General features: G+C 36.7%; 25 protein-coding genes and 1 other annotated feature. Of the genes, 8 read left to right on the top strand and 17 right to left on the bottom strand.

The window, feature by feature from the left end:
- Positions 1-421 precede the first annotated feature (421 nt).
- The 4 genes from EG2_RS04975 to EG2_RS04960 all read left to right on the top strand — a co-directional run bounded on the left by EG2_RS04975 (position 422) and on the right by EG2_RS04960 (position 5536).
- Positions 422-1111, top strand: a complete 690-nt coding sequence (locus EG2_RS04975; protein WP_003129151.1) for a response regulator transcription factor — start codon at positions 422-424, stop codon at positions 1109-1111.
- Complete coding sequence (locus EG2_RS04970; RefSeq protein WP_003129153.1) at positions 1101-2285, top strand: sensor histidine kinase; 1185 nt, start codon at positions 1101-1103, stop codon at positions 2283-2285. Before EG2_RS04975 ends, EG2_RS04970 begins: the two co-directional genes overlap by 11 nt.
- Before the next feature lie 40 nt (positions 2286-2325).
- Positions 2326-2523, top strand: a binding site (T-box leader).
- 50 nt (positions 2524-2573) lie between these two features.
- Positions 2574-3851 carry a serine--tRNA ligase gene (gene serS, locus EG2_RS04965; protein WP_060813767.1) on the top strand — a complete coding sequence of 426 codons (1278 nt, stop codon included), beginning with the start codon at positions 2574-2576 and terminating at the stop codon, positions 3849-3851.
- A gap of 134 nt (positions 3852-3985) precedes the next feature.
- A complete protein-coding gene (locus tag EG2_RS04960) occupies positions 3986-5536 on the top strand; it encodes a polysaccharide deacetylase family protein (RefSeq protein WP_060813766.1) in 1551 nt (516 codons plus the stop codon).
- A 34-nt stretch (positions 5537-5570) separates the two neighbouring features.
- Here EG2_RS04960 and EG2_RS04955 read toward each other — a convergent pair whose 3' ends face one another.
- Positions 5571-6119, bottom strand: a complete 549-nt coding sequence (locus EG2_RS04955; protein WP_082709513.1) for a TetR/AcrR family transcriptional regulator — start codon at positions 6117-6119, stop codon at positions 5571-5573.
- Positions 6120-6265: 146 nt separating this feature from the next.
- On the opposite strand from EG2_RS04955, the gene EG2_RS04950 reads away from it, so the two are divergent.
- Entirely contained in the window at positions 6266-6967 is a 702-nt protein-coding gene (locus EG2_RS04950; RefSeq protein WP_060813764.1) for an ABC transporter ATP-binding protein, read from the top strand.
- Positions 6968-6977: 10 nt separating this feature from the next.
- A complete protein-coding gene (locus EG2_RS04945) occupies positions 6978-9680 on the top strand; it encodes an ABC transporter permease (protein ID WP_060813763.1) in 2703 nt (900 codons plus the stop codon).
- Positions 9681-9765: 85 nt separating this feature from the next.
- On the opposite strand, the gene guaB is transcribed toward EG2_RS04945, so the two are convergent.
- From guaB to EG2_RS04890, 11 genes are all read right to left on the bottom strand, one after another.
- Positions 9766-11250: an IMP dehydrogenase gene (gene guaB, locus EG2_RS04940; RefSeq protein WP_003129164.1), complete on the bottom strand. Its 1485-nt coding sequence runs from the start codon at positions 11248-11250 to the stop codon at positions 9766-9768.
- 207 nt (positions 11251-11457) lie between these two features.
- Entirely contained in the window at positions 11458-12150 is a 693-nt protein-coding gene (locus EG2_RS04935; RefSeq protein ID WP_003129165.1) for a DUF1129 domain-containing protein, read from the bottom strand.
- A 73-nt stretch (positions 12151-12223) separates the two neighbouring features.
- Positions 12224-13324: a redox-regulated ATPase YchF gene (ychF, locus tag EG2_RS04930; RefSeq protein ID WP_003129166.1), complete on the bottom strand. Its 1101-nt coding sequence runs from the start codon at positions 13322-13324 to the stop codon at positions 12224-12226.
- A gap of 8 nt (positions 13325-13332) precedes the next feature.
- Positions 13333-13521, bottom strand: coding sequence for a DUF951 domain-containing protein (locus EG2_RS04925; RefSeq protein WP_021148890.1), 189 nt, complete (start codon positions 13519-13521; stop codon positions 13333-13335).
- Positions 13522-13531: 10 nt separating this feature from the next.
- Positions 13532-14422, bottom strand: coding sequence for a ParB/RepB/Spo0J family partition protein (locus tag EG2_RS04920; RefSeq protein WP_003129168.1), 891 nt, complete (start codon positions 14420-14422; stop codon positions 13532-13534).
- Entirely contained in the window at positions 14412-15176 is a 765-nt protein-coding gene (locus EG2_RS04915; protein ID WP_003129169.1) for a ParA family protein, read from the bottom strand. Before EG2_RS04915 ends, EG2_RS04920 begins: the two co-directional genes overlap by 11 nt.
- Before the next feature lie 11 nt (positions 15177-15187).
- A complete protein-coding gene (gene rsmG, locus EG2_RS04910) occupies positions 15188-15901 on the bottom strand; it encodes a 16S rRNA (guanine(527)-N(7))-methyltransferase RsmG (protein ID WP_060813762.1) in 714 nt (237 codons plus the stop codon).
- A 447-nt stretch (positions 15902-16348) separates the two neighbouring features.
- Positions 16349-17077, bottom strand: coding sequence for an Asp23/Gls24 family envelope stress response protein (locus EG2_RS04905; protein WP_060813761.1), 729 nt, complete (start codon positions 17075-17077; stop codon positions 16349-16351).
- 19 nt (positions 17078-17096) lie between these two features.
- Positions 17097-17282: a DUF2273 domain-containing protein gene (locus tag EG2_RS04900; protein WP_003129173.1), complete on the bottom strand. Its 186-nt coding sequence runs from the start codon at positions 17280-17282 to the stop codon at positions 17097-17099.
- 11 nt (positions 17283-17293) lie between these two features.
- The gene (amaP, locus tag EG2_RS04895; protein WP_060813760.1) at positions 17294-17863 is read right to left on the bottom strand and encodes an alkaline shock response membrane anchor protein AmaP; all 570 of its coding nucleotides are present in this window, start codon (positions 17861-17863) and stop codon (positions 17294-17296) included.
- 28 nt (positions 17864-17891) lie between these two features.
- Positions 17892-18785 carry an SDR family oxidoreductase gene (locus tag EG2_RS04890; protein ID WP_003129177.1) on the bottom strand — a complete coding sequence of 298 codons (894 nt, stop codon included), beginning with the start codon at positions 18783-18785 and terminating at the stop codon, positions 17892-17894.
- Positions 18786-19033: 248 nt separating this feature from the next.
- On the opposite strand from EG2_RS04890, the gene EG2_RS04885 reads away from it, so the two are divergent.
- Positions 19034-19486, top strand: a complete 453-nt coding sequence (locus tag EG2_RS04885; protein WP_060813759.1) for a DUF2188 domain-containing protein — start codon at positions 19034-19036, stop codon at positions 19484-19486.
- A 14-nt stretch (positions 19487-19500) separates the two neighbouring features.
- Here EG2_RS04885 and mnmG read toward each other — a convergent pair whose 3' ends face one another.
- Together mnmG and mnmE are read right to left on the bottom strand one after the other, a co-directional pair.
- A complete protein-coding gene (gene mnmG, locus EG2_RS04880) occupies positions 19501-21402 on the bottom strand; it encodes a tRNA uridine-5-carboxymethylaminomethyl(34) synthesis enzyme MnmG (RefSeq protein WP_060813758.1) in 1902 nt (633 codons plus the stop codon).
- Positions 21403-21422: 20 nt separating this feature from the next.
- Complete coding sequence (gene mnmE, locus EG2_RS04875) at positions 21423-22820, bottom strand: tRNA uridine-5-carboxymethylaminomethyl(34) synthesis GTPase MnmE (RefSeq protein ID WP_060813757.1); 1398 nt, start codon at positions 22818-22820, stop codon at positions 21423-21425.
- A 223-nt stretch (positions 22821-23043) separates the two neighbouring features.
- Between mnmE and EG2_RS04870 the strand changes: the two genes are divergently transcribed.
- Positions 23044-23373 carry a heavy metal-binding domain-containing protein gene (locus EG2_RS04870; RefSeq protein WP_060813756.1) on the top strand — a complete coding sequence of 110 codons (330 nt, stop codon included), beginning with the start codon at positions 23044-23046 and terminating at the stop codon, positions 23371-23373.
- A gap of 228 nt (positions 23374-23601) precedes the next feature.
- Here EG2_RS04870 and jag read toward each other — a convergent pair whose 3' ends face one another.
- From jag to rnpA, 3 genes are read right to left on the bottom strand one after another with little or no spacing between them, the layout of a single operon-like run.
- Positions 23602-24366 (bottom strand): RNA-binding cell elongation regulator Jag/EloR, encoded by a 765-nt coding sequence (gene jag, locus EG2_RS04865; RefSeq protein WP_060813755.1) that lies wholly within the window; start codon positions 24364-24366, stop codon positions 23602-23604.
- Positions 24367-24382: 16 nt separating this feature from the next.
- Complete coding sequence (locus EG2_RS04860; RefSeq protein ID WP_003129186.1) at positions 24383-25207, bottom strand: membrane protein insertase YidC; 825 nt, start codon at positions 25205-25207, stop codon at positions 24383-24385.
- 18 nt (positions 25208-25225) lie between these two features.
- Positions 25226-25561, bottom strand: coding sequence for a ribonuclease P protein component (gene rnpA / locus EG2_RS04855; RefSeq protein WP_003129188.1), 336 nt, complete (start codon positions 25559-25561; stop codon positions 25226-25228).
- Between the last annotated feature and the right edge of the window lie 51 nt (positions 25562-25612).

Below are 25612 nucleotides of genomic sequence, written 5' to 3'. Positions count from 1 at the left end.
TTTTTTTCAATCTTTTTTGTTGCTGTATCAGCATCAAATTGATTTCTTGAATTTGCGACTTCGTTATAATATCATCTGTTGGTTCTGGCGTCAACAACTTTTTTCATTTTCTTTTAGAAATGATTTTTGTCATTTGGCACATGTAATAATATATCAACTATCTTGCTATTCGTCAACAGTAAAATCATTGATATTTCAACGTTTCTAAATACTGCGGTTCCATCATATATTTTAGTTAATTCTCCGGAATAATCTCTCAATTTGGAAACTATGATGATTATTTGAATTCTCAATGTTCGGTTTTTATTCTTGTTGTAAGTATTATTTCCTATCATTCTTATAAATTTAAGTATGATTTTATCAATTTCCTAGAATATTTGCTAAAATAGGAGAAAAGAATATTGTTCCTAGGAGGATTTATATGAAAATACTTGTTGCTGATGATGATAAAGAGATTGTTGAACTATTAAGTATCTATCTTCATAATGAAGGTTATGAAGCCGTCAAAGCTTATGATGGTAAAGAAGCTTTAACAAAAATTAGAACTACTCCAGATATTGAATTACTGATATTGGATATCATGATGCCTGAAATGGATGGCATGCAGGTTGTAAAAGAGTTGCGAAAAGAATCACAAATTCCAATCATCATGCTAACTGCTAAGACTACTGATATGGATAAAATACGAGGTCTAGTTGCTGGTGCAGACGACTATGTAACAAAACCATTCAATCCTTTGGAAGTGATGGCTCGCGTCAAGTCTCTGCTCCGTCGAACAAAAATGCAAGCTCCCTCTAATCAGCCAGATATCTTAGAAGTTAGCTCATTGATCATTAATCGTGATTCTCATGAAGTAAAAACGATCACCGGAAATGAGATTCAATTGACCGCTCTTGAATTTGGTATTCTCTACCTATTAGCATCCCATCCGAATCGTGTATTTAGTGCTGATGAAATTTTTGAGCGTGTGTGGAAGCAAGAGAGTGTCGTGTCAGCCAAAACCGTAATGGTTCATGTGAGTCATCTGCGTGATAAGATAGAAGAAGCAACTGATGGTGAGAAAGTCATTCAAACAGTGTGGGGAGTTGGCTATAAAATAGATGCGAAGTAATCCAATAGAAAAAAAGAAACGTATCACCCTCACTTCTAAAGAAATCAGTGAATTGTTTGCAGAAGGAATCGTTACTGTAATCCTTTTACTTCTATTAAATGTCGCGATTTTAGTCATCTTGACTTCTATAAGAGAGAATTCACCGTTGTTAGTGGAGGCGATCTATGAGTCAAAAAACGCTTTTACTTCTGCTTTTGACACGGATATTTTTCAAAGTGGCCGCAATTTCATTATTCCTTTGTTCTTTTTATTAGATGTGATTGTTTTGTATTGGCGTTTGATTCGTCGATACCGTCAAATGCAGCTACGGCATATTATTAGTGAGCTTCATTATATTGCAGAGGGAAATTATGATCATCGTATTCCATTTGAACTGCGTGGTGACCTCAATCGGATTGTTTCAAATATTAACGGCTTGGTAGATAGTACCGTCGCCGCCATTGAAGATGAACGAAGGATCGAACAGTCGAAGGATGAATTAATTACAAATGTTAGTCACGATATCCGAACCCCTTTAACTTCTATTATTGGTTATCTAGGCCTGATTGAAGATCGTCAGTATCATTCTGAAGAAGAGTTATTGAAATATACTCATACCGCTTATGTCAAAGCAAAGCAAATGAAATCTTTAGTAGACGATCTTTTCGAATACACAAAAGTAAGACAGCCTAGCGTCCCAATAAATGTCATTTCTTTTGATATGGCGCAATTAGTCGAACAACTAGCTGCAGATTTTGAATTAGAAGCATCTCGTAAAGGAATAAAGATTGAGACTCACACTCGCCCAGAGCACATTATTATGGACGGTGATACTGAAAAGCTTGTACGAGTTTTCAATAATTTATTATCTAATGCTTTAAAGTATGGAAAAGGCGCTGACAAAATCGTAATGGAAGTGGAAAAAGTAGGAACAGAAGCCATTCTAACAGTTAAGAACAATGGACAAATGATTCCCAAACATTCATTAGACTCCTTATTTGACCGCTTCTATCGAGTGGAGGAATCACGTTCGCAGGAAACTGGGGGAACTGGACTTGGTCTTGCCATTGCTCAAAGCATCGTTGCCTTGCATGGTGGCTACATTTTTGCAAAATCTACTCCTGATTGGACCTCCTTTATTATCCATCTCCCATTAAAGAGAAATGATTTATCAAATACCCAAAACTATGGTTGACGAACTAACGCTTTTTCGCTATTCTAGAGAAAATACTTACTAAAAAGCATAGAACCTAGTACATTTTTTACTTTTTCAGAGAACTGATGGTTGGTGAGAATCAGTAATGGAAAGAATGGAATCCAGTTCATTAAAAGTGTATCTTTTGAAAAAAAGATCGTGTGCTCACGTTACGGGCAACAAGGGCAGCGTTATGCTGAACTCGGGTGGTACCGCGAAAGATCTTTTCGTCCCAAGAATAGGGATGAAAAGGTCTTTTTTTATATGAAAAAACAAGGGGGAAGAATTATGTTAGATATTAAAATGATTCGACAAAATTTTGACAAAGTCCAAACAAAATTACAGACTCGCGGAGTAAAAAAAGAAGTATTAGAAGAATTCTTAAAGTTAGATGAGAGGAGACGACAACTCCTAGTAGAGACAGAAGAATTAAAAAAAGTCCGAAATGAAGTTTCTGCAGAAATAGCTCAACTAAAACGAGCAAAAAAAGCAGCAGATGATAAAATTGCCGAGATGAAAGAAGTCGGCACTAAAATCAAGTCTCTTGATGACGAGATTGCAAAAATTGATTCAGAAATCAAATTGATCGCAACGACATTACCTAATCTGCCTCATGACTCTGTCCCAGTTGGAAAAGACGAAGATGACAATGTTGAAGTAAGACGCTGGGCTACACCAAAAGAGTTTGATTTCGAAGCAAAGCCTCATTGGGATATTGCCGAAAACCTAGGAATATTAGATTTTGAACGAGGTGCAAAGGTAGCCGGTAGCCGGTTCGTCTACTATAAAGGATTAGGTGCCCGTCTTGAGCGAGCTTTATATAACTTTATGCTAGACCAACATGTTTATGAACATGGGTACACTGAAATGATTACTCCATATATTGTTAATAGCGATGCAATGTTTGGAACTGGACAGTTTCCTAAATTCAAAGAAGATGTTTTCCAATTAACGGAAACAGATCTTACCTTGATTCCTACTGCTGAGGTTCCTTTAACGAATTATTATAATGGAGAAATATTGGATCTTGACCAACTACCGGTTTACTTCACAGCATTAAGTCCTTCTTTCCGCTCAGAAGCTGGAAGTGCTGGTCGTGATACTCGCGGATTAATTCGATTACATCAATTCAACAAAGTTGAAATGGTCAAACTAAGTGAAGCAGAACACTCGTATGAAGAATTAGAAAAAATGACTGCAAATGCAGAAGACATTTTACAAAAATTACAACTGCCTTATCGAGTAATGGCATTGTCTACAGGTGACATGGGCTTCTCTGCTGCTAAAACGTATGATTTAGAAGTATGGATTCCAGCACAAGAAACATATCGAGAAATCAGTTCATGTTCTAATTGTGAAGATTTTCAAGCACGTCGAGCAATGATCCGTTATAGAGATAACGATGGCAAGATTCATTACATGCATACATTAAATGGTTCAGGACTAGCAGTCGGTAGAACTGTTGCTGCCGTATTAGAAAACTATCAAAATGAAGATGGTAGTGTGACTATACCAGAAGTACTAGTTCCTTATATGGGTGGAGTTACCCGAATTGAAAAAAATTGAAGAACAAGGTAGGATGAGAATTCCTACCTTTTTTCTTTAAATATTCTAAGAAATACCCCCCTATTGTTGAAACTATATTACAATTATGTTACGTTTATTTTACTTTATGATGATAAATGGAGGGATAAAGTCATATGTCTGACAAAAATACCTATGCACGTCGTAGCCAACGTCACAAACAAGAACCTAATACCTGTGAAAATACCAATCAATTGAATGAAGCTGTAAAGCCCAAAACCGGAAACGAAAACAAACAACCAAAAATACCGAAGAAAAAATCTAATTATAGCAAGTATATATTCGCATTGTTTACCGCACTTATTCTAGTAATTGTCGCTACTGGCGGCTATATTGTTTATACATTAAAACAGCAAGAAGCAGAAGCTCAAGCCAAATATGAAACTGCTGCAAAAAATCTCATGGCTTCAATTCAAGAAGAGCAAGACCAAAGTGGAATTTCAACGAAAATAGATACTATAAATGACGGAGAAAATAAGTGCATTGTTTACCGTCCAGTTGATGAAAATACTGTTCCTTTCAAAAATGCAAACCAGCTCTTAGACGAGCTTGCTCAAAAGCAACAAAAAAAGCATCGTGAAAAAGAAGTGCTTACAGTTGCCAGAATAAAAGCAACAGCAATATCTTCTAAAGTTAGTCAATATAGAATTGAAGCAGATAGTTTTATCTGGGATCGCAGTAAGGAAAATTTCAAAAAGCCAGATAGTATTTCTGAGAAAGATATCTGTATTTTCAAAAAAACTGGCAAAGAAATTACAAATAAGGATTTGATTCCAGATGAAGGAAGCCTTTTAGGTATTCAACAGGTAATTCAGCAATCCATACTTGATCAAGCCAAAGAACCTGAAAAAATCATTGATGCTGTATTAACAATGGATAGAATTTCTTATGATAGTAAAATGACTTATACACCTGATGAATTGACTATCGTCTTACCAAAAAATTCAACTGGAACTTCTAAAGTCACTCTAAAATATAAAGATATTGCGCCATTCATTGATACAGATCTGGTTTCGCAAGAAAGTATAAAAGATACATTACCTGCATTAGATGAAAATAAAAAGTACGTCGCTCTTACTTTTGATGATGGTCCAAATAATAGCTCAACACTTGATTTGTTGAATATACTAAAAACAGATAACGTGAAAGCTACTTTTTTCATGTTAGGACAGATGGTGGATCAAAATCCAGATGTTGCAAAACAAGTCCACGACGAGGGTCATGAGGTAGCAAGTCACTCGTATTCTCATCCACAATTGAATACACTTTCGACAGATGAATTACAAAGTGAAATGAATAAAACCAACAAAGCTATTTTCAAGGCTACAGGCGTCTTGCCTCGCAATATCCGTCCCCCTTATGGCGCTATTGATAAAAAAAGTGCTGAAACAATTGGCATGCCAATTATTCAATGGGATATTGACTCACAGGATTGGAAATCAAAAAATCCTGGAACAATCAATAATGTTGTCAAACAGAATGTCTTTAATGGCGCAATCATCTTAATCCACGATATCCATCCTGAATCAGTCAAAGCTGTACCAGGATTGATCACTATGTTAAAAAATGAAGGATACGAATTTGTGACGATCGATCAACTATTGTCAGGAAAACAAAAACCATTGCATCAATATTTTGGTATGAATGATGAACGACTAGTAGAATAAAAGAAAAGCGAACGTATTGGCGTTCGCTTTTCTTTTATTCATAAACATTTGTAGTAAATATTTGAATAAGTAAATCAGCAACTACTTTAGGCTGCATCTCAGAAAAATCTTTCAGCCAGCGTTCAATCAACCCGATCGAACCACAGACAAAATAACTCAAACATAACTCTAATTCTTCTCTTGTTGCATCTTCGAAATAAATAGTAAAGCGTTTAAACGTTTCCGGTCTGATTTTTTCCAATAACAAATCTAATAAATGACTGTTATTAAGCAGGATCAAATGACTTACACTAGGATTTTCTTGCAGTATAAGTAATAATTTTTCTAGCCATAGATCTAATGGGAGATTTTCTTGTTGCAAATTATCTGCAATTTGTTCAACGATTTCTTTCTCAATCTCCTCTAAAAGGTCTGCAGTATCTTTGTAATACTTATAAAAAGTTCCCCGATTGATATCAGCACGCTGGGCAATCTCTGTAATTGTGATTTTTTCAAATTCTTTTTCCATCAAAATCTCTTGAAATGCTTTTCGAATCACTTTTTTTGTATATTGTGTTCGGCGATTTCCAACTATTCCTACCATAACTTCAATCCTTTCTATACAAAAATAACTTAAATGTTTATTTAATAACAGATGAATAAGATTTGAGGATTGCCCCTTTTTTTCTTTCTTAGTATACTAACGCTATGTGATTAAATCAACAGGTGTTCAAAATATGGAGGCGTTATATGAGTTATGTAGAAGTAAAAAATACGTATAAAAGATATAAAATGGGCGAAACCACGATTACCGCTAATGAAGACCTATCCTTTTCAATTGAAGAAGGAGAACTAGTCGTTATTTTAGGTCCAAGCGGAGCTGGAAAATCGACTATTCTAAATATATTAGGTGGGATGGATTCACCTGATGAAGGTCAAATCATTATTGATAATATTGATATTGCACAATTTTCGGATAAACAACTTACAGAATATCGGCGCAAAGACGTAGGCTTCGTTTTTCAATTTTATAATTTAGTTCCAAATCTAACAGCAAAAGAAAATATCGAGTTAGCAACAGAGATATCACCGAACGCACTTGACCCAGCTGATGTGCTTAAGCAAGTAGGATTAGAAAATAGATCCAATAACTTTCCTTCTCAATTATCAGGTGGCGAACAGCAACGAGTGTCCATCGCCCGAGCGCTAGCAAAAAACCCGAAATTACTTCTTTGTGACGAACCAACAGGAGCATTAGATTTTGAAACCGGTAAACAAGTATTGAAGCTGTTGCAAAGCGCAAGCCGTCAAGCTGGAAATACTGTTTTAATCATTACGCACAACAGTGCCATTGCTCCCATTGCTGATCGCGTGATTCGTATTAATGATGCTACCGTGCGCTCTGTAGAAATTAATGACTCCCCTATTTCAATCGATGAGATCGTTTGGTAGGAGGAAATAAATGAAAAATAAGACGTATTTAAAAGCAAGCTTACGAGAAATCAAACAGTCTAAAGGAAGATTTATCGCTATTGTATTAATCATCTTTCTAGGTACTTTTTTGTATGTAGGTGTCAAAGCAACTGGGCCTATTTTGAATCATTCTGCAAGTACTTACGTTGATGAACATAACTTAGCCGATATGCAGGTTACATCAACACTAGGTATCACCGATCAAGATCTTAAAGTAGCTAAAGAGTCAGGGATTCAAGTGGAATCAGGCTACCAATTTTATTATGTAGCAGAAGCAGATGAAGTCGTCCAAATCAATTCTTACAACAAAAACCATGAACAAAACGCATTAATCCTTGAAGAAGGCCATTTACCAAAGAATAGCAATGAAATTGTCTTAGATACACAAGCGAAAGAATATGGCTATCAGTTAAACGATACTTATACTATCGACTCGCAGGATACTATAAAGGATAAAAACTTCAAAATCGTTGGTTTTGCCGACTCTCCCCTATTTATCAGTAAAGCTGAACGAGGCTATGCGAATGTTGGCAGTGGTACAGTAACATATTTTGCTTACCTTCCCGAAAATCAATTTCTGAGTGATGTCCAATCGGTGCTCTATCTGTCTTTTGATAATGTGAAAGATTTAGAAACTTACTCTGATTCCTATCAAGAAAAAATGGAAAAGAATCAAGAAAAAGTAGAAACGCTTTTTGCTGATCGTCCACAAGAACGTGTAGCAGAAATCAAACATGACGCAATGGAAGAATTGAAACCTGCTAAGGAAAAAATTGAAACTGGAAAAGCGCAGCTATTAGATGCACAAACAGAATTAGATGCTGCTAAAGCTCAGATTGAACAACAAAAAAGTGCAATCCTTCTGTTACCGTCTCAACAACAAGCTGGTGCTATTGAACAACTGAAAACTGCTGAATCGACATTGACTAAACAACAAAATCAAATCAATGAAGAAAAAGAGAAGTTAGCTGATGCAGAATCTACATTACAAAAAAAAGAAGATGAAATAAATGAAATGGAAGAGCCTACTTATTTATTTAATCTAAGAAAAGATAATCCTGGGTTTCAAGAATACGGCGGTTTATCTGATCGTATAGCAGCAATTGCAAATGTCTTTCCAGTATTCTTCTTTTTTATAGCAGCTTTAATAACTTTTACCACCATGACTAGAATGGTAGAAGAAAATCGAAAAGAAATTGGCACATTAAAGGCTTTGGGATATGCAAAAAGAGAGATAGCTCGAAAATATATCATCTATGCTCTTTTATCATCTAGTATAGGAATTCTCTTAGGAGCTGTACTAGGTATCGAATTTCTACCTCGACTAATCTATTTTCTTTCTAGTGAACGGTATCTTTTAGGTGGTGTCCGAGTTTACTATGTTTGGGGGCCAATCATTCAAGCTACAGTCGCCTTTATTCTTGCTACTTTAGGTGCAGCCCTTGTTGTCCTCTATCGTGATTTGCGAGAAAAACCAGCGCAACTATTGCAGGCACGTGCACCAAAGCCAGGGAAAAGAATTTTTCTAGAATACATTCAACCACTTTGGTCACGCTTGAGCTTTAATCAAAAAATCAGTTACCGAAACATTTTTCGCTATAAGTCACGAATGATTATGGCAATAATTGGGATCGCAGGATGTGCAGGACTTATGGTCGCTGGAGTGGGTCTAAAAGATTCATTAAGTGCTGTTTCGCAAAAACAATTTGGTCCTATCACTGATTACCAAGCAATCGTCACATTAAAAGATAGTAAAGCAAACAATACCGAAGTTTTTGAAATATTAGAAGAAGATCCAACAATTCAACAATCCCTGCTTGTATTGAATGAAACAATTGAGTTACGGTCCAAAGAACAAGGAAAGCAAAGTCTGTCTTTAGTGGTACCTTCTGATACTGACTCATTTTCGAACTATATGCATCTACACTCTGCCGATGGAAAAAAAATGTCACTAGATGATGGGGCCATCCTAACGATGAAATATGCGGAGCTTTTTGATATCCACATTGGAGATGAGCTAACCTTTTATGATAAGGATCAAACAGCTGTAACAGTGAAGGTAGCTGGCATCGCTGAAAATTATTTAGGTAACTCACTTTATCTTTCTAGAAACGACTATGAAAAAGCAACAAATACAAACTATCAGCCTACATCGCTTCTTATCAAGAGTAAAAAGATGAAACAAAAGCAAGAAGACGCATTAGCTAAAGAACTATTGAAAACAGACCAAGTTCAGAATACTACCTTCCTGTCTAGTCAAATCAAAGCGCAAAATGAGTCCATGGGAAATCTGAATTCCATTGTTCTTATCTTGGTCATTTTATCTGGCGCCTTGGCATTTGTTGTTCTATACAATTTAACAAACATTAATGTATCGGAAAGGATTCGGGAACTCTCTACAATTAAAGTTTTAGGTTTTTACGACAAAGAAGTTACAATGTATATTGTTCGTGAGAATGTTGTCTTTACTTTGCTAGGGATTCTAGCTGGTTATGGAGTCGGATACTTACTGACTGATTTTATTCTCCGACAGGCATCAATGGAAAACATGGTTTTTCCATTAGTGATTAGTTGGGCTGCTTATGCGTTAGCCGGCGGCATGACCATTTTATTTACAATCATTGTTATGTTGGTTACTCATTATAAATTGAAGCATGTTGATATGATCGACGCATTGAAATCAAATGAATAATTTTCTCATACAAAAAATGGCGGTCAGTGTCTTATTAAGACTACTGGCCGCCATTTTTATTTAATGTTTTCACGTGAAACAATTTCTAAGACTTCACAGAATAATTTGGTGCTTCTTTAGTAATTTGCACATCGTGAGGGTGAGATTCTTTCAAACCATTTCCGCTCATTTGGATAAACTGTGCTTCATCTCTTAGTTGTTTTAAGTTCGCTGCTCCAACATATCCCATCCCTGATTTTAGACCGCCGATCATTTGGAATAAAATATCTGCAACACTGCCTTTATAAGCCACTCGGCCTTCAATTCCTTCTGGAACAAGCTTATTTGCTTCATTAACTCCACCTTGGAAATAACGATCACTTGAACCTTTTTCCATAGCTCCTAGTGACCCCATTCCCCGATAGGTTTTGAAACGTCGACCTTGATAAATTTCAAATTCCCCTGGAGATTCATCCGTTCCTGCCAACATACTTCCTAGCATAACTGCATGTCCACCCGCAGCCAAAGCTTTTACAATATCACCAGAGTATTTGATACCACCATCTGCAATAATGGCTTTTCCATATTGTCGAGCCACTGAGGCAGCATCATAAATAGCCGTTAACTGAGGGACACCTACACCAGCGACAACACGTGTCGTACAGATGGAACCAGGACCAATACCAACTTTAACGACATCCACACCAGCGTCGTATAGAGCTTTTGTTCCCTCAGCAGTTGCGACATTCCCTGCAATTAATGTTGCTTCAGGAAAATGTGCTCTGATTTCAGAAATTTTACGCAGTACGCCTGCACTATGTCCATGAGCAGTATCGATTACAATCGCATCTGCTCCAGCGTCTAACAATGCTTGTGCTCTTTCAAAGGTATCACTGGTCACACCTACAGCTGCCGCTACTAATAAACGGCCATGAGTATCTTTAGCCGCGTTGGGGAATTCAATAACTTTTTCAATATCTTTGATCGTAATCAAACCACTTAAAATACCTTCATCATCAACGATCGGTAATTTTTCGATCTTATGTTTTTGCAAGATTTTCTCTGCATCTTTCAAAGAAGTACCAACCGGTGCCGTAACTAATTTTTCTTTGGTCATTACATCAGAAATTGCGATTGAATAATCCGTAACAAAACGCATATCTCGATTCGTGATGATTCCAACTAGTTTACGATTCTCCATTGTTTCAACAATAGGGACCCCGCTGATTCGGTATTTACTCATAAGGTGTTCTGCATCTGCTACTAGATGACTAGGTGTTAAGAAGAACGGATCAATGATTACGCCACTTTCAGAACGTTTTACTTTCCGCACTTCATCTGCTTGAGCAGCAATACTCATATTTTTATGAATGACCCCTAATCCACCTTGACGAGCCATTGATATTGCCATTTTACTATCAGTTACTGTATCCATACTGGCACTCATGATCGGTATATTTAACGTAATATTTTTTGCAAGCTGCACATGCATATCCACATCATTTGGCAACACATGACTTTCTGCAGGTATCAATAATACATCATCAAACGTTAACCCTTTTTTTACAAATTTGGTTTCCCAGTTGGACATTTTTGTAACCACTCCTTAAAGTTAATATGTATTTTTAAAAAAATAGCAAATATTTTTTCATAAGTCAACTATTCGGAAAGCTTTCTTATTTATTCCTGTGTAATCTGAGAAAACAGCCACAATCACAAAAGATTTCTATTTTCTCCCTCTTGTATGACACATAATAAAAAAGACCCACACGCATTAATGACATGTGGGAACTTATTATTATCCTCTAGGAACAGATAAGCTACTAATAATATTGTATTTCTTCTTCAAGTAATATTTAGCTGCTAGTGCCACAGCCCCAATCACAATTTCGATTAATGGGTCGACCTGTGGATTAAGTGGTGGTTGAAGCATAGCAGAAAGTGAGATAGTCACGATCCATACTAAGAAAGCTCCAACTAAAATCAAAATAATTTTCCACATTTTCGGACGTTTACTTTTATCTGCGCCTGGACGTTCATATTGATACATGTACTTGTACATTAAGTAGAAGACCCAACCAGCTAACATGGCCATTAAGAAGAGGGTCAACAATCCGTAAGGCTGTGCTTGACCTTTTGTAAATACCCCCATCACGCCGAGCATTAATCCAAAAATACCTAAAATAAGCAACGTATTGTCTAACCACATCAAGAATGGACCTGATTCTTTTTGTTCAACTGGCTTCGTGATGATTGCTTCCGTACGTTCAGAGACTGTCCCAAAAAGTTGTCTAGCGGTTTTACCACCTTTTTGTTCTTGAACAAGAATCGGTAACATCTCATGTAATGCGACAGTTTTTTCTTCTTCAGAAAGATTAGCTGCCTCCAAAGATTTTTTTAAATCAAAAATATATTGTTGGTTACGTTTTGTTAGTTGTTTTTCTAATTCACGATTTTCGGAAACATACGAGCGCAGAGTTTCTGGTTCCATAAATCATTTCTCCCTTCTGCGTGATTTCTTCACAAAGGACATTTTACCATATTTTTTTTTGGAAGAAAGCCTTTTATACATTAAAACGGAATAACATAACATCGCCGTCTTGAACGACGTATTCTTTTCCTTCTAAACGAACACGCCCAGCTTCTTTTGCTGCATGCATATTGCCATACTTATCCAAATCTTCAAAGGAAACAGTTTCTGCACGGATAAACCCTCGCTCGAAATCTGTATGAATAATTCCTGCAGCTTGAGGCGCTTTGATTCCTTTTCGGAAAGTCCATGCACGAACCTCTTGTTCCCCAGCTGTAAAGTAAGTGGCTAATCCTAATAAATCATAGGCCGCACGAATCAGTTGATCTAAACCAGATTCTTCAATGCCTAAAGCTTCCAAAAATTCTGCTTTATCTTCATCATCCAATTCAGCGATTTCTTCTTCTGCTCGAGCACTAATGACGATCACTTCCGCATGTTCACTCTCGGCAAATTCTTTCACACTTTTAACATATGGATTCTCTTCTGCATTTGCCACATCATCTTCTGCAACGTTTGCTACATATAGAACAGGTTTTGTTGTCAGCAAAAACAATCCTCTAACGATTTTTTGTTCTTCTTCGGTAAATTCGATAGAACGTGCGGATAAACCTTCTTCTAAAACAGGTTTAATTTTATCTAAAACTGCTAATTCAGCTACAGCATCTTTATCTTTTGTTTTCGCAACTTTAGCAACACGTGCATAACGTTTATTGATAGATTCTAAATCAGCCAAGACTAATTCTAAATTGATAGTATCGATATCCGCTAGTGGATCTACCCGTCCTTCAACGTGTGTAATATTGTCATCATCAAAACAACGGACTACATGACAAATAGCATCTACCTGACGGATATGACTTAGAAATTGATTTCCTAGTCCTTCTCCTTTACTAGCTCCGCGAACGATTCCTGCGATATCCGTAAATTCAAATGTTGTCGGTACAGTTTTTTTAGGATGTACTAATTCCGTCAAACGTTGTAAACGCCAATCAGGGACTTCAACCATCCCTACATTTGGATCGATCGTAGCAAAAGGATAGTTTGCTGCTTCTGCTCCAGCTTTCGTTATAGCATTAAATAAAGTAGATTTACCTACATTAGGTAGTCCAACGATTCCAGCAGTTAAAGCCATTTATTATTTCACTCTTTCTCTTTTTTTTCTAGGATTTTTTTCATTTTTTTGTCGAACTCACGGCGAGTAAGCATAACAATATGGCCACAGTTCGTACATTTTATTTTGATGTCCGCACCCATACGGATAATTTCCCAACGGTTTGCTTTACATGCATGGGGTTTTTTCATTTCAACAATGTCACCAAGATCATACATATTTATCACCTCAAGCTTCATCAAATTGAATATTCAATAAATCAAGGATTCGTGTCAAATCTTTCTGTGAAAGGTACTCAATCTCTATTTTCCCCTTACCTTCCTTTTCATGGATTTCAACATTTGTCCCAAACTTGTCCATTAGTCGTTCTTCACTTTCCCGCAAATAATAGGGTTTTTCACGAATCAAACGAGGAATTTTCTTCTTCTCATTTTTGGCATCATTCATTTCAGACACTAATTGTTCTAACTGGCGAACAGTAAGATTTTCTTTTACACAGCGATTAGCTAATTTTAAAATCAGATCTTTGTTTTTTAACCCTAGCAGTGTGCGCGCTTGTCCCATTGATAAGCGTTCATCTTGTACCATCTCTTTTACCAATTTTGGCAATGATAATAGACGAAGATAATTTGCAATATAAGGACGACTTTTGCCTAATCGTGTTGCCACTTCTGCTTGTGTTAATTTAAGATTTTTCATCAGCATTTCATACGCTTCAGCCTCTTCTAAAGGATTTAAATCTTCTCTTTGCAGATTCTCTAGAACAGCTACTTGCATCATTGCTTCTTCATCAAAATCACGAATAATTGCAGGTATCGTTTCTTTTTTTGCTAACTTGGATGCACGAAAACGTCGTTCACCAGCAATGATTTCATAGCCCTTTACAGTAGATTTTCTAACAATAATCGGCTGAAAAACACCTGCGTGTTGAATTGAATTAGCTAGTTCTTGAAGTGAGACTTCATCGAAGGTTTTACGTGGCTGGTAAGGGTTTGGTCTTAATTCATTTAAAGGGAGCTCAACCACTTCCTCTGTTTTGATATCTACTTCTTCTAAGCCTTGAAGATCTTGAAATAGTGCATCGATCCCCCGTCCTAAACCTTTCCCTTTATTTTTCACGAGTTAACACTTCCTTTGCTAATGTCTGATATACTTCAGCACCCTTTGAACGTGGGTCATAATCAATAATAGATAGACCATGACTTGGGGCTTCTGATAAGCGTACATTACGTGGAATAATTGTCTCATAAACTTTTTCTTGGAAATAACGACGAACTTCTTCTACTACTTCAGCACCTAGATTTGTCCGTGCATCGTACATTGTCAACAAAACACCTTCAATTTCTAATTCAGGATTAAAGTGCTTTTGAACTAGACGCACGGTATTCAATAACTGACTTAGTCCTTCCAATGCGTAATATTCACATTGAACGGGTATTAAAATAGAGTCGCTGGCTGTAAAAGCGTTGATCGTCAAATGTCCAAGAGAGGGGGGGCAATCAATAAATATATAGTCATATTGATCTTTAATTTCATTCAATGCCGATTTCAAACGAGATTCCCGAGCCATCATTGAAGTTAATTCAATTTCAGCACCAGCTAATTGAATCGTCGCAGGAACAATATCTAAATTCTCACGACTACTTGGCAATATTGCCTCTACGATTGGTGTTTCATTCACCAATACATCGTAGATATCTTTATCAACATCTGGTTTACGAATTCCTACTCCACTCGTGGCGTTTCCTTGAGCATCAATATCTACTAGTAAGACTTTTTTACCTACATAGGCCAAACAAGCACCCAGATTGACTGTAGTTGTTGTTTTGCCTACGCCGCCTTTTTGATTTGCCACCGAAATAATACGTGCCATTCTGCTTCCTCCTACTTGATTGGTTGTTTCGCCGGCAAACCAGGTTTGCGCGGGTATTTTTTTGGCGTTTCTTTCGTTTTTTTGATGATCAAAAGATGCCGTTCATCATTACTAACAGGCAATGTCAATTTTTTTTCTTCAATAAACTTACCACCAAGTAATGCGATTGCTGATTTTGCTTCTATTAATTCTTCTTCGCTTTTTGTTGCTTTTAAGGCAAAGAAATACCCATTCTTTTTAACGAGGGGCAAGCATAGTTCCGTTAAAATATTTAAACGAGCCACTGCTCGAGCAGTGACATAATCAAAGGATTCTCGGAACTCTTTTTGACCAAATGTTTCTGCTCGATCGTGAAACAAGTAAACATCTTTTAAACCTAAATCTGCCACTAAAGTTTGTAGAAAAGTAATCCGTTTATTCAGTGAATCAACGATTGTTATCTTTAGTTGTGGGAAGATGATTTTCAATGGAATACTAGGAAAACCTGCTCCAGAACCGACATCACATAAATGTGCATCTTCTTTGAATGCTGTCACAAAAGCTAAAGAAATCGAATCATAAAAGTGTTTCAAATATACTTCTTTTTGATCGGTAATTGCAGTGAGGTTCATTTTTTGATTCCATTCAATCAACCGATCATAGTAAGTAGCAAATTGCTTGAGCTGTTCAGATGACAACTCAATTCCTTGAATAGATAATTGTTTTTGAAATTCTTCTGGCAGCATAATGAATCCTTTCTATTTTTGTGAAACAGAAAAATGTTTCACAGACTAATTCCTACTTTAACGCAAAAAGTTTTGAGATGCAATAGGAATACATTGCTTTCAAAGAGATTTTAATTTTTCCCCGACGGTTTTTATTTAATTGTTTATGGTTAGTTTATGGCAAAAATTTGAACTTGTACTCAAACAAAAAAATGCATCATTTTCCATGACCGGTAAATACTAACTCACTATACTTAAAAAATACAATTACAAAAGTGTGTCTGTATTCTGATGAAATTGTTACTTGTATGAATAGACAATAAGCAACTATAAAAGTGTATTATCCGTTCTATCAATTTTTTAGTTAAATAATATAGAAAGAAAGAATCTGTTTTTCAAAAAAATTTATCGATAAAATAAGAGCTATCCTTCAACATGAAGGATAGCTCTTATTTTTTCTATTATTAATTAATGAACGCGAGATTCATTATTTTCTTGCATACGATCAGATGTTCGTTCTACTGCACCTTTAGCTTTTTCTGTTTGTCGAGAAGCAAAATCTCCTGTTTTTGATGCCGCGTTGGAGACTTTATCTTGAACTGTCTCGCTATCTTCTTGATACTCAGCTTCTGACTTAATGTCGACCACATTGATATTGACTTCAATTACATCTAGCTGAGTCATATTGGCTACTTCTCTATGAATCACTTCTTTAACTTTCTCAGCAACTTCTGGAATATTTCGTCCGTACTCTACCACAATATCCATATCAACAGCGACTTGTTTTTTGCCAACTTCAGTATTGATCCCAGAGGTTACATTATCTGTATTTACTAATTTCTCTGCAATATTTGAGAAAAACCCTCCATCAACTGTTAACAGACCATCAACATCTTCCAGAGCGATACCAATATTTTTTTGAATAACTTTATCATCATAGGTCAAAGAACCATTTACTGCTGTTTCTCCAGTAGGACCTTGAAATCCACTAGGTTTTTCTGTCTGATTATGATGTTGGTTTCCAACTGTTGCTTGGTGCTGTTCAACCGCTTCTTTCGCATGAGGTACAACTGGGTCTGGTGCTTCTGTCATCGGAATATCGTTTTCTTTTGTCGTATGATCCGTGTTTGGTACGACTGGATCTGGATGTGCACTTACTGGTTTTTCATTTTTTAATTCGTTTTTTTCGTTATTCATTTAAATTCCTCCTGAGTTCTTATTGTTTTAGAAATTGATCTAACATTCCCGTTCTCTGTACGTACATCCCTAGGGCAAAGCCTAATCCTGTGAGCACAATGATCAGTAGTGTTTTGAAAAAGCCAATGCTGACAAATAGTAAAGCTAACACTAATCCAATCGCTCCAAAGATAATAGGGATCTTATATTGTTCAAGCTCTTTCATTGATAGACCTCCTATTCTACACGTGGATTTTCTGTAGTGTTCTGTTCTTCGTAGTTCGTATAAGAAACATCGACTTTGACTTTGTCACTTGATCCTAACGTTCTCTGCAAATCTTGCTGGATCTCAGTCATCAAATTTTCTGTTTTACCTACCAATGCAGAAGTACGTTTCAATTTTCCTTTGATTTTTACGCTGATTCGATTTTTAGTTGCTTTAACATTCACTTTAGGTCCATCAACGAATTCTTTTTCACTAACCTTTGTTCGTACTAAACCTTCAATTGCCTTTTTATCGATCGACAATGTTCCTTTATCCTCTTTCAAAACAAAAGTAGCTTTTGTTCTAGGATAGAAGATAATAACTAGAATGACACAAAGGAAAAAGATAATTAGAACTGCTGCTGCCCAAAAAAGATATTGTTGTAGGAAATAATTCGTGAAAAAGAAGGAAATAAATCTTTCTTTTCGATCTAAGCCAAACGGTAAACTAAAATAAGGATTGCCCAATAATAATATTGGCAATAACACAGTAATAAAAATCAATGAAACTACAATCGCTAAAGTTTTCCATCCTTTATTCATAAGACACCTCCTAATATTTGATCACTTCTTATAGATTGATTGCTTCTCCACCAGTTACTCCATAAATTTGAGCTGTTACATAGCTTGCTTTGTTCGACGCCAGAAAAACATACACAGGTGCTAACTCGGCTGGTTGTCCTGCACGTTGTAACAATGAATTTTGGCCAAATTCAGGTAACTGATCCTGAGGTTGTCCATGATCCAACTGTAAAGGTGTCCAAATTGGACCTGGTGCTACACCGTTTACTCTAATTCCCTTTTCAGCAAACTGTTTTGCCAAACTAACTGTGAAACTAGCAATAGCAGCCTTAGTTGCAGCATAATCCATTAAATGAGCACTTGGACTAAAAGCTTGAACAGAAGTCGTTGTCACAATGGCCCCACCTGCTGGGAGATGAGGTTCTGCAGCTTTAACTAAAGCAAACATGGATAATATATTCACCATGAACGTATCTTTTACTTGCTCAAAGGGTAATTCTGAAATAGAGGGACGTGTGATTTGTTGCGCAGCGTTCAAAACAAGCGTATCCAAACCACCTAGCCCTTTTACTGCTTTTTCAACGATTTCTTGAGGAGCTGCTTCATCTCTCAGATCATATGGTAATAGGATAGCTTTACGTCCAGCTTGTTCGATATAGTGAGCAACTTCCTCGGCATCTTTTTCTTCTCCTGGAAAAAAATGTAAGGCGATATCGGCCCCTTCTCGTGCAAAAGCAATGGCTGCCGCTCGACCAATTCCTGAATCTCCACCCGTAATCAGTACCCGTCGATTTTCTAATTGATTTGTTCCTTCATATGTCTCTTCTCCACAATCCGGCTCAGGCATCATTTCTTCTTGCAAAGCAGGAGTATCTTGATCCTGTTTTTTAAATTTACCTGTTTGATAAAGTTCGCGCGGATCATTCAAAATAGGTTCACTCATCTTACATCCTCCTTTTGTCTATATCAAAATTCTAAACCATTAAATTTTTTTTTGGAAATATAACGCTTATTTAATTTTAAAATCAAAAATAATTTCAATAAAAAATGAGCAAAGAAAGCGTACACAAAGAGGATTTTAATAAGAATATAGAAGGTAAAATAATTTATTTCTCTTTCCGTACTGAAATTCAATTTTTTCCATATTTTGGCAAAAGTAGGTAAACTAAAAGAAAAAAGGGGGAGTACAAAATGCCTTGGAATATGAAAGATTATCCTGCTTCAATGAAAAACTTGGATCCGTTGGTTCGAAAAAAAGCAATTGATATTGCAAATGCTTTGTTGAATGATGGCTATACAGACGATCGGGCAATTCCTATTGCTACTAGCCAAGCGGAAAAATGGCTAGAAAATGCCAGTGAAGAAGAAAAGAAAGAATTTCATAAGGAAAAAAATCCTCAAAAAGATGATCCGCATACCAAAAATAAAAATGCAAAAAAGCTTCTGACAGCCAATGTTCAAGTAAAATTTGAAGAAGATAAATGGATTGTTTTATCTGAAGGCGCTAAACGAGCTAGTGATCATTTTAATATTAAGGAAGATGCCATTGCTCGGGCAAAAGAAATCGCTGAAAATAAAAAAACTGGTGTAGAAGTATTTAAAAAAGACGGTAGTCATCAAAAAGATTACGACTTTTCCGAATAAAAAAACCAGCCTTTTTAGGCTGGTTCTGTTATTTTCACAATTTTTCCTTGTTCGATATAAACCATCAATATACTTATGTCGGCTGGATTTACGCCACTAATTCGGCTGGCCTGAGCGATGGTTTCTGGTTGTATTTTTTGTAATTTTTGTTTTGCTTCAGTTGCAAGACCATTGATTGCTTCATAATCAATGTTTTCAGGAATCCGTTTTGCTTCCATGCGTTTTAGTTTTTCCACTTTTTCAAGGGCTTTTTTGATATATCCTTCATATTTGATCTGAATCTCTACTTGCTCAATTTCCTTCGGCTTTAATGCAGGGTTTGCTTCGATAAACTGCAAGAGTTCTTGATAATTTACTTCTGGACGGCGTAGAAATTCATTTGCTAGAACACCATCTTTTAATGGAGCGGTTCCTTTCTCTTTGAGGAAAGTTTGAACAGATGGTGTTGGTTTGATACGTACTTTTTTTAGACGTTGGATTTCCTCTTCTACAGCTACTTTTTTCGTTAGATAGGCTTGGTATTGTGGCTCTTCCACTAAGCCAATTTGGTGTCCGACTTCTGTTAGACGAAGATCCGCATTATCGTGACGCAGCAACAACCGATATTCTGCTCTCGATGTCAACAGACGATATGGCTCATTAGTCCCTTTTGTTACTAGATCATCGATCATTACTCCGATGTATCCATCACTACGTTTCATAATAAAAGGCTCTTTTCCTTGAATCTTAAGAGCAGCATTTATGCCAGCAATCAATCCTTGACCCGCTGCTTCTTCATATCCGCTCGTTCCATTTGTTTGTCCTGCTGTAAAAAGGTTAGCGATGACTTTTGTTTCTAACGTTGGTCGCAACTGATGTGGTACTACAACATCATATTCAATAGCATAACCTGTACGCATCATCTCAACTTTTTCAAGCCCGGCAATCGAATGGAGCATATCGACTTGGACGTCTTCTGGAAGAGAAGTTGAAAGCCCTTGGACATACACTTCTTCGGTATTTAAACCTTCTGGTTCTAAAAATAATTGGTGGCGTGATTTATCGGCAAAACGTACGATTTTGTCCTCGATCGAAGGGCAATACCTTGCTCCAACCCCTTCAACGATTCCAGTAAACATTGGTGCACGATGAAGATTATCATTAATGATTTGATGTGTATGTTCATTGGTATAGGTTAACCAGCAAGGCTCTTGATTGGTTTTGTATTGGCTATCTGGTGTACTGTAACTAAAGTGATTAGGGGCTTCGTCACCGGGTTGGATCTCAGTTACATCATAGTTGATGGTACTTGACTTCACACGTGGCGGGGTACCAGTTTTGAAGCGCGCAATTTCTAAACCTAACTCTTTTAAATGATCAGCAAGTCCAATGGATGGTTGAGAATTATTAGGTCCCGAAGAATATTTTAGTTCACCAATAATAATTTCCCCACGTAACGCAGTTCCAGCAGTAATGATCACCGATTTTGCTTGGTAACGAGCTCCAGTTGCAGTAACAACGCCTTTACAAATACCATCCTCAACAATCAGTTTCTCTACAATACCTTGGCGTAATGTCAAATTTTGCTCCATTTCAATGGTTTTTTTCATTTCAGAAGCATAGGCATGTTTATCTGCTTGTGCACGTAATGCACGCACAGCCGGTCCTTTACCTGTATTCAACATTCTCATTTGAATGTATGTTTTGTCGATGTTCTTCCCCATTTCGCCCCCGAGAGCATCAATCTCTCTAACAACTACACCTTTAGCAGGACCTCCTACTGATGGATTACAAGGCATAAATGCAACCATATCTAAATTGATTGTTAACAATAATGTTTTACACCCCATACGGCTAGCTGCAAGAGCAGCCTCAGATCCAGCATGACCTGCACCAACTACTATGACTTCATATTCTTCTGCTTGATATTCTTGCATCGTATTCTCCTTCGGTAATTTTATTTTCCTAAACAAAATTGACTAAATAACTGCGTAATTAATTCATCTTGAACACTATCTCCAACAATTTCGCCTAAATAATCCCAGCAACGAGTCATGTCGATTTGCACAAGGTCAACAGGCATTCCACTTTCAATTCCTTGAATCACTTCTGCTAATGAATGTTCTGCTTTTTCCAATAATGCAATATGACGAGTGTTTGAGAGATAAGAGGCATCTTTATCTCCTGTATTTCCACCAAAAAACAAGTCAGCTATTGCTTGTTCAAGTTGATCCAATCCTTCACTCGTTAATACCGAAATAGGAAAAGCAGGTTCATTCTCTAAATAGGGCACTAAATCTTCTTGATTGATTCTTGAAGGTAAATCTGTTTTATTTAGCAAAATGATTCGTTTATTTCCAGATGTAATATCCAATAATTGTTTATCCTCTGGCGTGAGTGACTCACTTTGATTTAGTACTAATAAAATCAAATCCGCTTCACTGAGTGCTTTGCGACTACGTTCAACACCAATTTTCTCAACGATATCTTCTGTTTCACGAATTCCTGCGGTATCAACTAACTTTAAAGGCACACCACGTACGTTTACATACTCTTCAATAATATCTCTAGTAGTACCTGCAATATCTGTTACAATTGCTTTCTCTTCCCGTAATAAGTGATTTAGCAGACTTGACTTGCCAACGTTTGGCCGACCAATAATTGCTGTACTGAGACCTTCTCGTAAAATTTTTCCTTGTTGTGCTGTCTGTAAAAGAGCTTGTATCTGTTTCTGGACTTGATTTGCCTTTTCTAATAATAAACGTGTTGTCAATTCTTCGACATCATCATATTCTGGATAATCGATATTTACTTCTACCTGTGCCAATGTCTCTAAGATCTCTTGTCGTAGTTGTCGGATCAATCTTGAGAGGTTACCATCTAATTGGTTGATAGCGAGATTCATTGCTTTATCAGTTTTTGCACGAATCAAATCCATCACTGCTTCAGCTTGAGATAAATCAACACGTCCATTAAGAAAAGCACGCTTTGTAAACTCTCCCGGTTCAGCCAACCGTGCTCCTTGACGCAAAACTAATTGCAAAATTTGATTAACGACAACAATCCCGCCGTGACAATTGATTTCTACTACATCTTCTCTAGTAAAAGTTTTTGGTTTTCTCATGATCGATACCATAACTTCATCCATCATTTGATACTTCTCAGGGTCAAAAATATGGCCATAATGTATCGTGTGGCTACTCACATCTATTAGTTTTTTCTTTCCTGATTGAAAGACAGCATCTGCTATGGAAATTGCTTGTTCACCACTTAATCGAACAATACTGATCGCTCCTTCACCAGGGGGCGTAGATATTGCTGCAATCGTATCAAATTCCTGCGTAATACTCACCATACTAAAGCTCCTCCTAATTTTTCGCATAAAAAAAGCGCCCACTCCACCCGTCAAACTCATAACGGATAGACTTAGCACTTTGACTGCTTGTCATATAAAATTCTGGGAATAGATTAGCATACTTTTTATTTTGTCGCAAGTCTACTTGGTAAACTTTTAATCTTTTGCATCAAACACTAAAAACATTTAAAATAAAGGAAACAATAAGAAATGAGGGATTTTTATGGATACGTCCAAAAAAATAGATACTTCTTCTCGCATCAAGGAAATCATTCTTTCTACCGGAAATGTCAATCGGCCATATATTGTTCGCGATATTGTCTTTGCCGCAGATAAAATTGAAGTAGATTTATTTGATCCTGAAATCGATTTGAATGAGCTTCTCTCTGATGTTGCCTTTCGTCTGAAAGAAAAAGCGCACAGTTATGGTGCTAATGCTGTAATCAACTGCCATTTTGAACATGATCGGATCGTAGAAAACGGGAAAACTTTTTTAGAAATTTTTGCTTATGGAACAGTTGTACAGTTTACACAATCTACAATCGGCGGCTAATTTCCCTCAACAATAAACAGCTAAACCTCGATACTACCAATACAATTAATATAAAAAAAGAGTCCGTGGCAAACGGACTCTTTTTTTCACCAAAGTAAGAACTACTCATCGTATGTTTACTTTGATAAGAATGATTTCTAGTCAAGAATACTTGGTTTCAAATATCTTGTCAATTCCTTTTTCTCCATGATAAAAGGAATGACCTGAAATCAGGTCATTCCTTTAGACTTAAAAGTTTTTTTTCGCTGGTTCAACCACCAAATACCGATAAGGCTCGTCACCTTCAGAGTGTGTTTGTATTTGGGCATCCTTACTTAATGCAGAATGGATTTGCTTTCTTTCAAAAGCTGGCATAGGTTCTAAAAAGACTGGTCTACCTGTGCGTTTAACTTTTTCTGCTGTTCTATTGGCCAGACGCTCTAAAATTGCCTGACGCTTTTCACGATAATCACCTACATTAACAACCACAGATAGCTTATTTGCTGCGATTCGATGAATATATACTTGTGCCAGATATTGTAAAGCATTTAGTGTTTTTCCATGTTTTCCAATCAGGAGTCCTTGTTTTTGTGTATCTAGATGAAAAACGATCAAGCCATCTTCTCGTGCTGTTTTTACAAGGGCTGGTGCATTCAATGCTTTAGAAATGTTAGTCAAATATAAAGCAAGATGAGTAAGTGCTTCATCATCAGAAAGATCCTTTGCGTTAGGTTTTTCTTCCGTATCTGCTTGCGATTTTGCAGTAAGCACTGATTCCTCAAGTTCAGGTTCTAAGATTTCTTCAATTATTTCAGTTACTGATTCTGTGATGATTTTTGATTCATCCGCAGCACTTCTTTCAATTGATACGCGGGCATTCTTTTTACCAATACCCAAAAAACCTTTTTTCCCCTCATCCAAAACATCGATCACTGCTTGATCCTTGTTTAAACCTAAAGCATACAATCCTTCTTGGATAGCTTCATCTACTGTAAGACCTTCATAAATCGGCATTATCTGCAACCTCCTTTTATTTCTTACGTTTTTTCTTAGGACTCATTGCTTTCTTCAGCGCTCTTTCTCGTTCTCTTTCTTTTCGAGCAGCTTCTTCTCTTTCTTGACGAATCTTGAATGGATTATTCAAAATCAACGTTTGTACTACTTGGAATGCATTGGATACAACCCAGTATAAAGATAAACCACTAGCGATATTGATCCCCATCAATAAAATCATCAATGGCATTGCAAAATTCATGATCTTTAAACTAGCATTTGATTCTATTTGACTCATACTAGACAAATAAGTACTTGCAAATGTAAATAGTGCAGCTAATATAGGTAAAATAAAGTAAGGATCTCGGTCCCCTAGTTGTAACCACAAAAATTTTCCTTCTTGTAAAGCTGGAACTCGCGAAATCGATTGCCATAATGCCATCAAAATTGGCATTTGGACAAGTAGCGGCAAACATCCGGCATAAGGATTCACATTATTTTCTGCATAAAGCCGTTGCGTTTCTGCACGTAATTTATTTTGTGTTTCACTATCTTTCGATGCATATTGTTGTTGCAGAGCTTTTAATTTTGGCTGCAATTCTTGAGTTTTTCGCATACTCTTTGTTTGAAAATGCATTAAAGGCATGAGGATAATCCGAATGATCAGAGTAAATAGAATGATCCCAATCCCAGCATTGCCAAAAGATAGCATCTTGATCGCTTCAGCAAAGTAATAAACGATATAACGATCCCATAATCCTGAACTTTGCGCATTCACTTCCCCAGTTGCGCTACAGGCAGACAAGACAACTACCAATGAGACGATCCCCAAAAATAGTAAGATACGTTTTCCTTTTTTCACTTAAATAATTCCTTTCCGTTAGTTAATGATTTTAGCAAGCTTTAACACATGCTCTAAATTCGAGTATACTTCTTGAGAAGAGCAATTCGAAACACTTGGACGAGCAATTACGATGAAATCGAGTGTAGGTTTAATTCTAGGTTGCATATCCGTGAGACTTGCTCTGATTTTTCGTTTTATCTCATTTCGTTTAACAGCATTTCCTACTTTTTTTCCTACAGATAATCCGACACGAAAATGTGGCTGATCTTTCTGCAGAACATAGACAACAAATTTACGGTTTGCAAAAGACTTTCCTTTCTGAAAAACCTTTTGAAAGTCCTGTTCTGTTTTTACGCGATATGCCTTTCTCATCTTGGTTCCTTCATTTCTTTCTACTTTGGTTACTCACCTGTCAATAATACC

Origin of the sequence: Enterococcus gallinarum NBRC 100675 (genome assembly GCF_001544275.1) — a bacterium.
Lineage (GTDB): Bacteria > Bacillota > Bacilli > Lactobacillales > Enterococcaceae > Enterococcus_D > Enterococcus_D gallinarum.
Note: the sequence above shows the minus strand (reverse complement) of the source record. Positions and strands in the feature narration are given on the sequence as shown.